Origin of the sequence: Prauserella rugosa (assembly GCF_000719975.1) — a bacterium.
GTDB classification, from domain to species: Bacteria; Actinomycetota; Actinomycetes; order Mycobacteriales; family Pseudonocardiaceae; genus Prauserella; species Prauserella rugosa.
In genome coordinates, this window is the sequence record NZ_JOIJ01000008.1 from 54,684 (window position 1) to 68,355 (window position 13,672).

Sequence of the window (13,672 nt, forward strand, 5' to 3'; positions counted from 1 at the left end):
CGGGCGGCGCGCGCCGCCACGGATGATGAGTGTGGTCAGTGAGTCAGGATCTTGCCGAGGAAGTCCTTCGCGCGCTCGGACTTCGGCGCGCTGAAGAACTCGTTCGGCGTCGAGTCCTCGACGATCTCCCCGTCCGCCATGAACACGACGCGGTGCGCCGCCCGGCGGGCGAATCCCATCTCGTGCGTGACGACGAGCATCGTCATGCCCTCGTCGGCGAGCTCGGTCATCGTGTCGAGCACCTCCTGGACCATCTCGGGGTCCAGTGCCGAGGTCGGCTCGTCGAAGAGCATGACCTTCGGCTTCATCGCCAGCGCCCGCGCGATCGCCGCGCGCTGCTGCTGGCCACCGGAGAGCTGGGCCGGGTACTTGTCGGCCTGGTTGGCGATGCCGACGCGTTCGAGCAGTGCCGTCGCCGTCTCGCGGGCCTCGCTCTGGGAGACCTTGCGGACCTTGATCGGACCCAGCGTGACGTTCTCGAGGATCGTCTTGTGGGCGAAGAGGTTGAACTGCTGGAAGACCATGCCCACGTCGGCCCGCAACGCGGCGAGGGCCTTGCCCTCGGCGGGCAGCGGCTTGCCGTCGATGGCGATCTCGCCGGAGTTGATCGGTTCGAGGCGGTTGATCGCACGGCACAGGGTCGACTTACCGGACCCGGACGGTCCCAGCACCACCACGACCTGGCCCTGCGGGACATCCATGTTGATGTCCTTGAGCACGTGCAGGTCGCCGAAGTACTTGTCCACCGACCTGGCCCTGATCATGGGCTCCTGGGACGGGGAGGACGTCGGGGGCGACGCGTCCGCCTCGGTACTCAATGTTGCCTCCATAACGGTGAGCTGCCGGTTCGACGAGCATGTCCGGCAACCCCGGGATTGAACACCATCGGGTCAATCCCGGTGCGCCATTTACGTCAAATCGCAATGTCGCGGCCCGGCGCTCGCTTACGGCGCGTGACCGACCCGCTGGCGGGAGAGCCTAGCTACCCGGGGCGCCATCGGCCCAGTGAGGTGCCTGTTTACCCTTGAAGACGTGACCCGTTCGTACACCATTCGCACTTTCGGCTGCCAGATGAACGTCCACGACTCCGAGCGGCTCGCGGGCCAATTGGAGGAGGCGGGCTACGTCGCGGCCGCCGAAGGCGAGTCCGCGGACGTGGTCGTGCTCAACACCTGCGCGGTCCGCGAGAACGCCGACAACAAGCTGTACGGCAATCTGGGGCATCTGCGGGCGCGCAAGAACGACAAGCCCGACATGCAGATCGCCGTCGGTGGGTGCCTGGCGCAGAAGGACCGCGGGGACATCGTCAAGCGCGCGCCCTGGGTCGACGTCGTGTTCGGTACGCACAACATCGGGTCGCTGCCGACGCTGCTCGAGCGCGCCCGGCACAACGCCGAGGCCGAGGTCGAGATCCTCGAGGCGCTCGAGACGTTCCCCTCGACCCTGCCCGCGCGCAGGGACTCGGCCTACTCGGGCTGGGTGTCGATCTCGGTCGGCTGTAACAACACGTGCACGTTCTGCATCGTGCCCTCGCTGCGTGGCAAGGAGCGCGACCGCAGGCCCGGTGAGGTCCTGGCCGAGGTCGAGGCGCTGGTGGCCGAGGGCGTGCTCGAGGTGACGCTGCTCGGGCAGAACGTCAACTCCTACGGCGTCGAGTTCGGCGACCGGCACGCGTTCGGCAAGCTGCTGCGCTCGTGCGGTTCGGTCGAGGGCCTCGAACGGGTGCGGTTCACCTCGCCCCACCCGGCCGCCTTCACCGACGACGTCATCGACGCGATGGCCGAGACGCCCAACGTGTGCCACCAGCTGCACATGCCGCTGCAGTCCGGTTCGGACCGCATCCTCAAGGCGATGCGCCGGTCGTACCGTTCCGAGCGTTTCCTGTCCATCTTGGACAAGGTGCGTGCCGCCATGCCGGACGCGGCCATCACCACCGACATCATCGTCGGCTTCCCCGGCGAGACCGAGGAGGACTTCGAGCAGACCCTCGAGGTCGTGCGGCAGGCCCGGTTCTCCAGCGCGTTCACGTTCCAGTACTCGAAGCGCCCCGGCACGCCCGCGGCCGAACTGGAGGGCCAGCTGCCGAAGGAGGTCGTCCAGGAGCGGTACGACCGGCTCGTCGCGCTGCAGGACGAGATCTCCTGGGAGGAGAACCGCAAGCAGGTCGGCAAGCGCGTCGAACTGCTCGTCGCCACCGGAGAGGGACGCAAGGACGCCGAGACGCAGCGCATGAGCGGCCGCGCCCGCGACGGGCGACTCGTGCACTTCACCCCGACCGGTGCCGCCGTCGACACGGCCGTGCGCCCCGGCGACATCGTCGAGACGACCGTGACCTACGCGGCGCCGCACCACCTGGTCGCCGACGGCGACCTGCTGAGCCATCGCCGCACGAGGGCGGGCGACAACGCCGAGGCCGGACAGCGGCCCAAGACCGACGGCGTGAGCCTCGGACTGCCGAGCTTCGGCAAGCCGGCGGAACCGGTGGCCGCGACGTCGACGGGATGTGGACTGTGAACGAGGAAGAACGCGCCGTCGAACAGCTCGGCGCGGACGTCGACGCCACGGTGAGCAGGGCGGCCAAGACGATCGAACCGGGACGGTCCGGCTTCACGATCGCCGTGGTCGTGTTCGTCGCGCTGATCGCCCTGCTGCTGCCGTGGGCAGGCGGTCACCCCGGGTGGCGGATGTTCGCCGGCGACGGCGGCGCCATTCCGCTGCTGTTCGCCTCGACCTCCACCCTGTTCGGCGTGCTGGCCTCGGCCGCGGCGCTGGTCACCAGGCGTTGGTGGCTGAGTTGGGTGTGCACGGTCGGCTGCTGGATCTCGTCGGTCGACGGCATGCTGGCCATCTGGTCGCAGCAGTCGTCGTCGGTCAGCGGCCACCCCGGCGACGGCCCGGGGATCGGCATGATCCTCATGGTGATCAGCATGGTCGTGCTGGCCGTGCAGTGGACCCGACTGGCCTGGTCACGCAGCTGACTGAGGTGCCACCAAGGCGCCCTTGGTGGCAGCCGGCTCAGCGGTCGGCGATCGCCGCCTCGGCGGCCTGGAGCCATTCGCGCCACTGGGCAGCCTGCTGGTCGGCCTTGGCCGCCCGCTTGTCGTCGCCGGCCTCACGTGCCTTCGCGGCCTGCTCCTCGAACTGCTCCACCCGCTCGCGGAACTGTTCGACCCGGGCCTGCGCCTCCGGATCGGTGCGCCGCCACTGGGCCTCCTCGGCCCCGCGCACCCGGTCCTGCACGGCCTTCAGCCTGCCGTCGAGCTCCCGGATGCGCTCGCGCGGCACCTTGCCGATCTCGTCCCACTGCTCCTGGATCCTGCGCAGCTGGGCTCGGGCCGCCTCCAGGTTGGCGGCCGGGTCGATCTTCTCGGCCTCGGCGAGCAGCTCCTCCTTGCGCGTGGCGTTCTCGGCGAACTCGGCGTCGCGTTCGGAGAACGCGGCCGAGCGGCGGGAGAAGAACGCGTCCTGCGCGGCGCGGAACCGCTGCCACAGCGCGTCGTCGGCGTCCTTCGGAGCCCGGCCCGCGGCCTTCCAGTCCGCCATGAGCTGCTTGTAGCGCGCCGCCGTGGGACCCCAGTCGGTCGAGTCGGTCATCGACTCGGCTTCCTCGATGAGCTCTTCCTTGCGCCGCTTCGCCGCCGCGCGCTGCTTGTCCAGCTCGGCGAAGTGCGAACCGCGGCGCCGGTTGAAGGCCTCTCGCGCCTTCGAGAAGCGCTTCCACAGTTCGTCGTCGGTCTTACGGTCGACGCCCTTGATCGTCTTCCACTCGTCGAGGATCGCCTTCAGCCGGTCACCGGCCCACTTCCACTGCGTGGACGACTCGGCGATCTGTTCGGCCTCCTCGGCGAGCGTCTGCTTTCGGGTGACCGCCTCCGCGCGTGCCTGCTCGCGCTTTTCCTTGACCTCCGACACCGACCGCTGCGCATGGGCGATCACCTCGTCGAGCTTGGCGGCCAGCGCATCGATGTCGCCGACGATCGCCGCATCGGCCAGCCCCTCCTTCAACTGCGTCGCGCTGGCGAGCGCCTGCTTCGGGTCGCCGGCACCGGACGACAGGCGCGTCTCCAGCAGCTCGACCTCGGTGCGCAGGTCGTCGAAGCGGCGAGCGAAGTGGGTCAGCCCCTCGGCGGCCGTTCCCGCCTGCCAGACGCCCACCTGACGCTCGCCGTCGGCCGTGCGGACGAACACGGCGCCCTCGTCGTCGATGCGACCCCACTTGTCCGGGTGGGACTCCGCGTGCGGGACCGTGGATGCGGGCTGCGTGTGCGGCACCTCGCTGGGCGCCGGGACGTGCGTCGTGGTCTCCGGGGTGTCCTGCTCGGCCATCGCCGGCTCCTTCTCACCTAGGCCCGCGGGGCGGGCGCCCCGCTGCGACGGGGCCGGGTGTTGCTGTGTCGGTAGGTCTTGATGCCCCGCATTCAAACAGGTCAGCGCGCTTCTCGGTACTCCAATGCCGCAAGAGGTACCTCCGAGTGGGTGCCCGGTACCCTTTCGACGCGTGATCTCGTGTGCCGTCGTGGTTCCCTCCGCGCCGCTGTTGGTGCCCGAACTGGTGCCGGGTTCGCGCCTCGGCGACGAGGTGCGTGCGGCCGCGGTCGATGCGGCGTCCCGCCTGCCCTCGCGATGGCTCGCGGTGGGTGTCGGGACGTTGTCCGACGGTGTGTCCGGCCTTGCCTCCGGGGTCGTCGAGTCCGATCGGGTGGGCACGTTCCGGGCGTTCGGCCCCGACGTCCCGGTGACGCTCCGCTCGGAGGCCACGGGCACGTCTGGCTCGGCGGCCACGGGCACGTCTGCCGACGACACTTCCGAAGATCTGCCGCTGTCGGTCCTCATCGCCGGATGGCTGCGTGACCAGGCGGGTGCCGAGTCGGTGCGCGCCCACCTCGTCGCGGCGGATGCGTCCCCGGCCGAATGCGCGGCGTTCGGCGAGAAGCTCGCCGCGGGTGAGGCTGCGACGGACCCCGCGTCGGCGTGGGGGCTGCTCGTGGTGGGGGACGGTTCGGCCCGCAGGGACACCGCTCCGCCCGGCGAGGCGGACGAGCGCGCCGAGGGTTTCGACCGGGCGGTCGCCGCGGCGCTGGCCGGCGCCGACGTGGACGCCCTGGCCGAGCTCGACCCCGTGGTGGCCCGTGAGCTGCGTGCCGAGGGGCGCGCGCCCTGGCAGGTGCTGGCGGGCTTCGCCCGTGCCCGCGGCGGTGACTGGGCCGGTGAGCTGGTGTATTCGGAGGCTCCGCGCGGGGTGGGCTACCACGTCGCCGTCTGGAGGCCGAGTGAGTGAGGATTGCGGAGCGTGCGGAGCTGTTGCTCGCTCGGCGGACCGGGTGCGGGTGTCCCGCAAGACGCTGGAGGCCGAGTGAGTGAGGATTGCGGAGCGTGCGGAGCTGTTGCTCGCTCGGCGGACCGGGTGCGGGTGTCCCGCAGGACGCTGGAGGCCGAGTGAGTGAGGATCGGGGGCCCGGTGTTCGGCCGGTGGCGGTCGTGGGGCCGACGGCGACGGGCAAGACGGACCTCGGCGTGGAGTTGGCGCTCGCGCTCGGCGGCGAGGTCGTCAACGCGGACGCGATGCAGCTGTACCGGGGGATGGACATCGGCACGGCGAAGGCGACCGTGGAGGAACGCCGGGGCGTGCCGCATCACCTGCTCGACGTGTTGGACGTGACGGAGACGGCGTCGGTGGCTGCCTACCAGCGGGACGCCCGTGCCGAGGTGGAGCGGCTGCTCGCGGCGGGCAGGGTGCCGGTGCTCGTGGGCGGTTCGGGCCTGTACGTGCAGGCGGTGATCGACGATCTGCGGTTCCCCGGTACGGATCCGGAGGTGCGTGCGGCGTTGGAAGCCGAGGCGGAGCGGCTCGGCGGGCAGGCGCTGTACGAGCGGTTGGCGAAGCTCGATCCGGAGGCGGCGTCGTCGATTCTGCCGGGCAACGTGCGGCGGGTCGTGCGTGCGCTGGAGGTCATCGAGATCACGGGTGAGCCGTTCTCGGCGAATCTCCCGGCGCCGGGGCCGGCTCGGTACGGCACGGTGCTGGTCGGGGTGGACCGCGACGTGGCCGAACTCGACGAGCGGGTGAACCTGCGCGTGGAGCGGATGTTCGCGGCCGGACTCGTGGACGAGGTGCGCGCCCTCGAAGCGCGAGGGCTGCGTGAGGGCAGGACGGCCTCGCGGGCGCTGGGGTACCAACAGGTGCTGGCGGCACTGGATGCCGGAGCCGACGACTTCACGCAGGCGGCCGAGGAGACGGCACAGGCGACGCGGCGCTTCGTTCGCAAGCAGCGCAAGTGGTTCCGCAGGGACGCGCGGATCCACTGGTTCGACGGTGGCGATCCCGCCCTGGGTGATCATGTCCGGCGCCTGGTGACACCGTAATCTGGTCGGCATGGGTGGAATCGAGTTCCTGAAGGGGCACGGCACGCAGAACGACTTCGTGGTCCTGCCCGACGCCCCCGGCGCGCTGGAGCTGACGCCGGAGCGGGTCGCCGCGCTGTGCGACCGTCAGCGCGGTCTGGGCGCCGACGGGGTGCTGCGGGTCGTGCGCTCGTCCGCCCTCGGTGAGGACGTCGAGGTCGGCGCCGAGTGGTTCATGGACTACCGCAACGCCGACGGTTCGGTCGCGGAGATGTGCGGCAACGGGGTGCGCGTGTTCGCGCGGTACCTCGTCGAGGCAGGCCTGGAAACGCGTGGGGAGTTCAGCGTCGGCACACGTGCGGGGGACAGGCCGGTGCAGGTGCATCCGGACCTGTCGGTGACCGTGGAGATGGGCCCGGCGCGGATCACCGGCACGTCGGTGGCGATCGTGGCCGGGCGTGAGCTCTCGGGCGTGGCCGTCGACGTCGGCAACCCGCACTTGGTGTCCACGATGGACGACGACGTGGCGGACCTCGACCTCCGTGACCAGCCGCGGTTCGACCACGACGTCTTCCCGGACGGGGTCAACCTCGAGTTCGTCAACCTCGTCGAGCCCGGTGCGTTGCGGATGCGCGTGCACGAACGCGGCGTCGGCGAGACCCGGGCGTGCGGCACCGGCACGGTGGCGGCTGTCGCGGCGTCGTTGCACCTGGCTGGCACGGACCACGGATCGTCCACAGTGGATGTGCCCGGCGGCAGGGTGTCGGTGACGGTCGACCGTGCGGGCTCGACGTTGACTGGCCCCGCGGAGTTCGTCGCCAGGGGCGAGCTCGACGCCGGCTGGTGGGGCCGCCTGCGCTGACCAGCCGACGGCGCGTGCCGCGGCTCAGCCGATGGCGCGTGCCGCCGCGTCGGCCATGCCCGTCATGCCGGACGGGCGCGGGTGGTACCTCGCGGCCGCCTCGGGGTCGTCGTGCTGCCCCTGGATCCACGCGGCGTCCCCGGCGCACGCGTCGTGCCCGCGCGAGGACGGGTACATGTCGACGAACGTGGCCTTCCCGTCGGCCGACACGGCCTTCTCGATCGCGGTGTTCAGTGCGGTCTCGACGTCGTCCCACCAGCGGAGGTCGCCGTCGGCGAACGGCATCACGTCCGGGCACGTGCCCTGCTCGGGCACCAGCCGCGGGTAGCCCATCACCACCACGCGCGCGTCGGGCGAACGGCGGTGGATCTCCTCGAGCACCGTGGCGATGCGGTGTCCGGTGCCGGTGGCGTCGCGGACGAGCGTGTCCACCCCGTCGACGGTGAACTGCTCGCGGCACGGAGCACCGGCCGGATCCTGCTCGCGCAGCGGCGGGCACGTGGTGATGAAGCGGCCGAAGACGTTGTGGTCGTTGCCGCCGATGCCGAGGGTGACCAGGTCGGTGTCGGCGCGCAGGGCGTCGAGCTGTGGTGGGTTCGGCCCGCCGTCGACCTCCTGCGGGGCGGTCATGTGCTCGGTGCTCGCGCCGCCGCAGCTGACGTCGGTGAACTCGGCGACGTCGAGGCGCTGCGCGAGCAGCGACGGGTAGTTGCCCGTCGCACGCGCACATCCGGGGATCTCGGGACGCTGCTCGGGCACGAGCGGCCCGGACGTGTAGGAGTCGCCCAGTGCGACGTAGTGGTTGACCGCGCTGTGGTCGGCGGCGCTGTCGGCAGGGCTGTCGAGACCGGTCGCGGTGGCCGGTGGCGGTGCGTCGCCGGGTGCCGTGCCCGCCAGGGGCAGCACGGCTGCGCCGCCGAACATCGCTGCGGCCACTGCGATCACGACTTTCTCGACTGCCATGTCCTCGATCCTCCGAGCTCCGGTTCCGGCGACACGGGCATGTCCGTGCCCCGAGGAGCGTGCCACCGCGGGAGTGGTCGCGCGGTGGTGCGGCCGTGGCGGTGCGGCGGTGGTGGTGCGGCCGGAGGTCGAAGGGCACGGACGAACGGTAGTGGTACGCACGTAGACTCGGATGGCGCAACGTAGGACCAGCAGGGAGTGTGTGCGTGTCGGACGACGACCAGGAGTTTCCGCCCGAACTCTCCGAGGGCGACAACTTCATCGCCGGTCCGCCGCCGGACGATCCGGAGCCGGTCAGCGAGGAAGAGGAAGCGGCGATCGCGGCGCAGGCGCGACGCGAGCTGCAGGTCGTCGAGGCCGCCCTCAACGAGCGGTGGCCCGAGACGAAACTCGAGCCGTCGCTGACGCGCATCTCCACGCTGGTGAACCTGCTCGGCGACCCCCATACGTCGTATCCGGTGCTGCACGTCGCAGGCACGAACGGCAAGAGCTCGACCTCGCGCATGATCGAGGCGCTCATGACGCAGATGAGCCTGCGGGTCGGCCGGTACACGAGCCCGCATCTGCAGCTGGTCACCGAGCGCATCAGCATCGACGGGCAGCCGATCTCGCCGGAGCGGTACGTCGACACCTACCGGGACGTCGCACCGTTCGTGCAGATGGTCGACCAGGCGGGCGGCCCGGACGCGCCGCCGATGAGCAAGTTCGAGGTGCTCACCGGCATGGCGTTCGCCGCGTTCGCCGACGCGCCCGTCGAGGTGGCGGTGCTCGAGGCGGGCATGGGCGGCGCGTGGGACGCCACCAACGTCGCCGACGGTCAGGTCGCGGTGATCACCCCGATCGGCATCGACCACGCCGAGTACCTGGGCGGCGATCGCGCGACCATCGCCAAGGAGAAGGCCGGGATCATCAAGCCCGGTTCGGTCGTCGTGCTGGCTGAACAGGAGCCCGACGCCGAGCGGGTCCTGCTGGAGCGCGCCGTCGAGGTCGACGCCACCGTGGCCCGTGCGGGCAGCGAGTTCGCCGTCCTCGAGCGCACGATGGCCGTGGGCGGCCAGATGCTCAGGATCCAGGGCCTCGGCGGGATCTACGAGGAGGTCTTCCTTCCCCTGCACGGCAAGCACCAGGCCGACAACGCGGCCCTCGCACTGGCCGCGGTCGAGGCGTTCTTCGGTGCGGGCAAGGAGCGCCAGCTGGTGCAGGACTCGGTGCGCGCCGCGTTCGCGGAGATCGTCACGCCGGGCAGGCTCGAGCGTGTCCGCGCGGCACCGGCGGTGCTGATCGACGCGGCACACAACCCGCACGGCGCGGCCGCCCTCGCCGCCACGATCGACGAGGAGTTCGCCTTCCGCAGGCTCGCCGCCGTCGTCGGCGTGCTGGGGGAGAAGGACGCGCGGGGCATCCTCGAAGCGCTCGAACCCGTCGTCGCGGAGATCGTGGTGACCACCAACTCCTCGCCGCGGGCACTGCCCGCCGAGGAGCTCGCCGAGCTCGCCGTGGACGTGTTCGGCGAGGAGCGCGTCACCGTGGAACCGCGACTCGACACCGCCATCGAGATCGCCGTCAGCCTCGTCGAGCAGCCCGACGACCCCGAGGAACCCCTCGCGGGCGGGGGCGTGCTCGTCACGGGTTCGGTCGTCACCGCGGGCGAGGCCCGCACCCTCTTCGGCAAGGAGCCCGCATGAGCGACGAGCACACCGGCGCCACCGACGGCACGGACTCCACCGACGTGGGCGACGGCGTGCCCGCACCGGCGACCGATCCGATGAAGGGTTTCCGCGGTGTTCAGGCGGGAACGCTCGTCATCGAGGCGATCGTCGTGGCGCTCGCGCTTCCCGTCGTCGCGACGTTAGGGCACGGCATCACGAGCTTCCAGGGCTGGACCGTCATGGGGGTCGTCGCCGCGCTGATCGTGATGTGCGGACTGCTGAAGAAGTCGTGGGCGATGGGGGTCGTCCTGGCGTTGCACGCGGTGTTGTTGGCCTTCGTGGTGGCGCTGCCGTCGATCGCCGTGATCGGGCTCGTGTTCCTCGGCGTGTGGTTGTGGCTGTTGTGGCTGCGCCACGACGTGGCGCGCCGCATGGCCAGCGGAACGCTGCCCAGCCAGCAGCAGGGCTGACCAGCAGGGCCGAGGACGTAGGCCGAACCACTGCCCGTTCATCGGCAGTACAGCCGTTGTTGATCCGTGCGCCGCGGATCCGGGGTAGAGATGTCCGCATGACTGATCTCCCTCCCCACCACCCACTTTCCTCCCATCCGCTGAGCAGGCGGCCCCTGGACCGGCGCAGCCTCCTGCGCGCCGGTGCGATCGGTACGGGCCTGATCGCCGCCACCGCGTTCGCGGGTGGGCGGGCCAGCGGCCTCGTGCGCAGCGACCGTCCGGTCCTGACCCACGGCGTGCAGTCCGGTGACGTCGACCGCCACTCGGCGATGGTCTGGACGCGCGCCGACCGGCCGTCCCGCATGCGCGTCGAGGTGTCGACGGACCCGTCGTTCGCCCGCAGCCGGGTCGTGTCGGGCCCGCTGCTGACTCCCGAGACCGGCGGTACCGGCAAGGTGCGGGTACGCGGTCTGCCCACGGGTGCCGACGTGCACTACCGCGTCGTCGCCGAGGATCTCGACGGCCGCGCCACGTCCGAACCCGTGGTCGGCAGGCTGCGCACGGCGCCGTCCGGCCGTGCCGACGTGCGCCTCGTCTGGTCCGGCGACGTCGCGGGCCAGGGCTGGGGCATCAACCCCGACATCGGCGGCATGCCCGCGTTCTCCGCGATGGCGGCGCGCCGTCCCGACCTGTTCCTGCACAGCGGCGACACCGTCTACGCCGACAACCCGATCGAGGAGACCGTCACGCTCCCCGACGGCCGGGTCTACCGCAACCTGGTGACCGAGGCGAAGTCGAAGGTCGCCGAGACGCTCGAGGACTACCGCGGCCAGTTCGCCTACAACCTGATGGCCGACAGCGTGCGCGAGTTCAACGCGCTCGTGCCCAGTTACGTGCAGTGGGACGACCACGAAGTCGTCAACAACTGGTATCCGGGGGAGATCCTGGATCTGCCGGAGTACACCGAGAAGCGGGTCGACGTGCTGACCGCGCGTGCGCTGCGCGCCTTCCACGAATGGCATCCGATCGATCCGAAGCGCGCCGAGGACGGCCGGGTCTACCGCAGCTTCACCTACGGCGACCACGTCGAGGTGTTCGTGCTCGACATGCGCAGCTACAAGGACCGCAACGACGGCGACCCGCGCAGGCAGGACGGGCGGATCCTCGGCGAGCGGCAGGCCGACTGGCTGGTACGCGGGCTGGAGAAGAGCACCGCGACGTGGAAGTTCGTGCAGGCGGACCTGCCGATCGGGCTCGTCGTGCCCGACGGCGAGGACTCGCCGGACCAGGAGGCGGTGTCCAACGGTCTGCCCGGCGCGCCGGGAGGCCGCGAGACCGAACTGGCCGGTGTACTGTCGCGGATCGCGCGCAGCGACGTTCGGAACGTCGTGTGGCTGACCGCCGACGTGCACTACACCGCGGCCCACCACTACTCGCCGGACCGCGCCGCCTTCGGGGATTTCGCCCCGTTCTGGGAGTTCGTCTCCGGCCCGTTGCACGCGGGTGCCTTCGGGCCCAACGACCTCGACCCGACCTTCGGGCCGAAGGCCGTGTTCACGCACTGCCCACCCGCTGCCGACACCTCGCCGATGGAGGGCTTCCAGCACTTCGGGGAGATCAATGTGGACGGTGAAAGTGGCGCGCTGACGGTGGACCTGCGCGACGGCACCGGCGCCTCCCTGTGGTCGAAGACCCTGCAGCCGGAATAGGATCCGGCGCCGGTGTCCGCGCGGCTGGGCCGCGCGGACACCGGCGATCGCGGAACCTCGGGATGACCGGGCTCAGCCGGCGAGTGCGCGTGCGCGGGCGCCGACGAGTTCGGTCACCGACGCGTGCTCGCGGACCTCGATCGTCGGCACGAAGGCCGAGCGCGCAGCTCCGCCCACGGTCATGACGTCGCCGGTTCCGATGAGGCCGATGCCGGTGACGACGACATCGCCGATGACATCGGTGGTGGCGGCCGCGTTCGGGGCGGCGGCCCCGGCGAGCGGACCCGGTGCGGTCGTGGGGATGGTGGCGGCGGCGCGTGCGACAGTGCTCATACGTGCTCCATTCCGTCCGGTGGTCGAGGATCTCCCGGCAGGCGAGACCCTCGATGACCGTGGCAGGCCATCGCCACGCCGGCATCGGTCGATTCACTGATTTCGTGTCGTTCGCGTGCGTCCTTGCCCGGTCGAGTGGTCGCTCACCTGCACCGGAGACGTACCGGAAGGCTCCCGACCGCGCGCAGGGTCTCCGAGGCTTGCCAGGGCACCTTCTCGGGCGCGACGGCGAGTCGCAGCTCGGGGAACCGACGCAAAAGCGCGGTGAGCGCGATCGCGACAGCGCTCCGGGCCTGGTGCGCGGCCGGGCAATGATGCCGGCCGGTGCCGAACGCGAGGTGCCGACCTGCCGGCCGGTTCGGGTCGAACCGGCGTGGTTGGGAATGGACGGCCGGATCGTGGTTGGCCGCGCCGAGGGCGAAGACCACCAGGTCGCCCTCCTCGACGAGCTGACCGCCCAGCACGAGGTCCTCGGTGGCGCATCGCTGTCCGCTGACGTTGTGCGGGCCGCCTATGCGCAGAAGCTCGTCGACGACGTGCGGGATGCGTTTCGGATATGCGGCGAGCAGGTCGAGGTGATCCGGGTGCGTCAGTAGCGTGTGGACCGCCGTGGCGAGCGCACTGTAGGTGTTCTCGACGCTGATCGTGGTGAACACCATGCACGCGAGTGCCAGATCGCCGTGTCCGTGTCCGTCGGTGCAGATCCGGCCTGCGAGCGCCGAGATGACGTCGTCCTGCCGCCCTTCGTTCCGGGCTGCCATGTCGCCCAGGTGCGCCATCAGCTGCTCCGCGGCCATGCCGCGGGTGCCTGTCGTCGTGGGGCTGAGCCACTCCGCGGCCGGTTCGACGAACTTCGCCGTTTCGGTGCCGCACAGCAGGATCCCGGTCATCCGGATCGCGTATGGCAGTGCGTACGAGCGCACGAGGTCGACCGGGCCTGCGGCACTGTCCAGATCGTCCAGGCCGTCCAGGACGCCGTCGGCACAGGCGGTCAGCAACTCGGTTCTCCGCTCGGCCAGCGCAGGCCGGAGCGTGTCGGCGACGACGGCGCGCACATGGCTGGTGAACGACCGCGTGAACCGGGCGCGCTGGGCGACGTCGGCGCGGGCGGCGACGGGGTCGGCGCCGTGGGCGAGGCGTTGGCGACACAACGCCTCGGCGATGAGATCGGGATCCTTCGACAGTCGTGGATCGCCGAGTCCGTCCTGGATCTCCCGCGTTCCCACGACGATCCAGCGGTCGACACCGTCGCTTCGGCGCAGCCGATGGATCGGTCCCCGGTTCCGCAGCCGGTCGAACACGGGAAAGGGATCGCGGAAGAAATCGGCGTCCACGGGCAGTGACGCGGTCACCGGGACACTC

13 protein-coding genes are annotated in these 13,672 nt (G+C 70.9%); 8 read left to right on the top strand and 5 right to left on the bottom strand.

The genetic code is table 11. The annotated features are described in order from the left end of the window. Nucleotides 1-35: 35 nt before the first annotated feature. Complete coding sequence (locus IF64_RS0113375) at nucleotides 36-764, bottom strand: amino acid ABC transporter ATP-binding protein (protein WP_030532421.1); 729 nt, start codon at nucleotides 762-764, stop codon at nucleotides 36-38. A 268-nt stretch (nucleotides 765-1,032) separates the two neighbouring features. Between IF64_RS0113375 and miaB the strand changes: the two genes are divergently transcribed. Together miaB and IF64_RS0113385 are read left to right on the top strand one after the other, a co-directional pair. Continuing rightward, a complete protein-coding gene (gene miaB, locus IF64_RS0113380) occupies nucleotides 1,033-2,514 on the top strand; it encodes a tRNA (N6-isopentenyl adenosine(37)-C2)-methylthiotransferase MiaB (protein ID WP_030532422.1) in 1,482 nt (493 codons plus the stop codon). Continuing rightward, nucleotides 2,502-2,978 carry an Rv2732c family membrane protein gene (locus IF64_RS0113385; protein ID WP_030532423.1) on the top strand — a complete coding sequence of 159 codons (477 nt, stop codon included), beginning with the start codon at nucleotides 2,502-2,504 and terminating at the stop codon, nucleotides 2,976-2,978. The genes miaB and IF64_RS0113385 overlap by 13 nt, the downstream gene beginning before the upstream one ends. Nucleotides 2,979-3,015: 37 nt before the next feature. Here IF64_RS0113385 and IF64_RS0113390 read toward each other — a convergent pair whose 3' ends face one another. Continuing rightward, entirely contained in the window at nucleotides 3,016-4,326 is a 1,311-nt protein-coding gene (locus IF64_RS0113390) for a DUF349 domain-containing protein (RefSeq protein ID WP_030532424.1), read from the bottom strand. 172 nt (nucleotides 4,327-4,498) lie between these two features. Here IF64_RS0113390 and IF64_RS0113395 point away from each other — a divergent pair, with 172 nt between their 5' ends. The 3 genes from IF64_RS0113395 to dapF all read left to right on the top strand — a co-directional run bounded on the left by IF64_RS0113395 (nucleotide 4,499) and on the right by dapF (nucleotide 7,204). After that, on the top strand, nucleotides 4,499-5,278 hold the full coding sequence (locus IF64_RS0113395) for a class III extradiol ring-cleavage dioxygenase family protein (protein ID WP_030532425.1): 780 nt from the start codon (nucleotides 4,499-4,501) through the stop codon (nucleotides 5,276-5,278). Between the two features lie 158 nt (nucleotides 5,279-5,436). Continuing rightward, nucleotides 5,437-6,363 (top strand): tRNA (adenosine(37)-N6)-dimethylallyltransferase MiaA, encoded by a 927-nt coding sequence (miaA, locus tag IF64_RS0113400; protein WP_030532426.1) that lies wholly within the window; start codon nucleotides 5,437-5,439, stop codon nucleotides 6,361-6,363. A 10-nt stretch (nucleotides 6,364-6,373) separates the two neighbouring features. After that, nucleotides 6,374-7,204, top strand: a complete 831-nt coding sequence (gene dapF, locus IF64_RS0113405; RefSeq protein WP_084705841.1) for a diaminopimelate epimerase — start codon at nucleotides 6,374-6,376, stop codon at nucleotides 7,202-7,204. A 24-nt stretch (nucleotides 7,205-7,228) separates the two neighbouring features. On the opposite strand, the gene IF64_RS0113410 is transcribed toward dapF, so the two are convergent. Then, complete coding sequence (locus IF64_RS0113410; RefSeq protein ID WP_036876568.1) at nucleotides 7,229-8,167, bottom strand: SGNH/GDSL hydrolase family protein; 939 nt, start codon at nucleotides 8,165-8,167, stop codon at nucleotides 7,229-7,231. Between the two features lie 206 nt (nucleotides 8,168-8,373). On the opposite strand from IF64_RS0113410, the gene folC reads away from it, so the two are divergent. The 3 genes from folC (at nucleotide 8,374) to IF64_RS0113425 (ending at nucleotide 11,977) form a co-directional block, all read left to right on the top strand. Then, nucleotides 8,374-9,852 carry a bifunctional tetrahydrofolate synthase/dihydrofolate synthase gene (gene folC, locus IF64_RS0113415; RefSeq protein ID WP_030532429.1) on the top strand — a complete coding sequence of 493 codons (1,479 nt, stop codon included), beginning with the start codon at nucleotides 8,374-8,376 and terminating at the stop codon, nucleotides 9,850-9,852. Next, a complete protein-coding gene (locus tag IF64_RS0113420; RefSeq protein WP_084705842.1) occupies nucleotides 9,849-10,286 on the top strand; it encodes a DUF4233 domain-containing protein in 438 nt (145 codons plus the stop codon). Before folC ends, IF64_RS0113420 begins: the two co-directional genes overlap by 4 nt. A 98-nt stretch (nucleotides 10,287-10,384) precedes the next feature. Further along, on the top strand, nucleotides 10,385-11,977 hold the full coding sequence (locus IF64_RS0113425) for an alkaline phosphatase D family protein (RefSeq protein ID WP_036876570.1): 1,593 nt from the start codon (nucleotides 10,385-10,387) through the stop codon (nucleotides 11,975-11,977). A 72-nt stretch (nucleotides 11,978-12,049) separates the two neighbouring features. Here the strand turns inward: IF64_RS0113425 and IF64_RS0113430 are convergent, their stop codons facing one another. Together IF64_RS0113430 and IF64_RS0113435 are read right to left on the bottom strand one after the other, a co-directional pair. Next, nucleotides 12,050-12,310: a hypothetical protein gene (locus IF64_RS0113430; RefSeq protein WP_030532432.1), complete on the bottom strand. Its 261-nt coding sequence runs from the start codon at nucleotides 12,308-12,310 to the stop codon at nucleotides 12,050-12,052. 143 nt (nucleotides 12,311-12,453) lie between these two features. Then, nucleotides 12,454-13,662, bottom strand: a complete 1,209-nt coding sequence (locus IF64_RS0113435; protein WP_030532433.1) for a cytochrome P450 — start codon at nucleotides 13,660-13,662, stop codon at nucleotides 12,454-12,456. Nucleotides 13,663-13,672 lie beyond the last annotated feature (10 nt).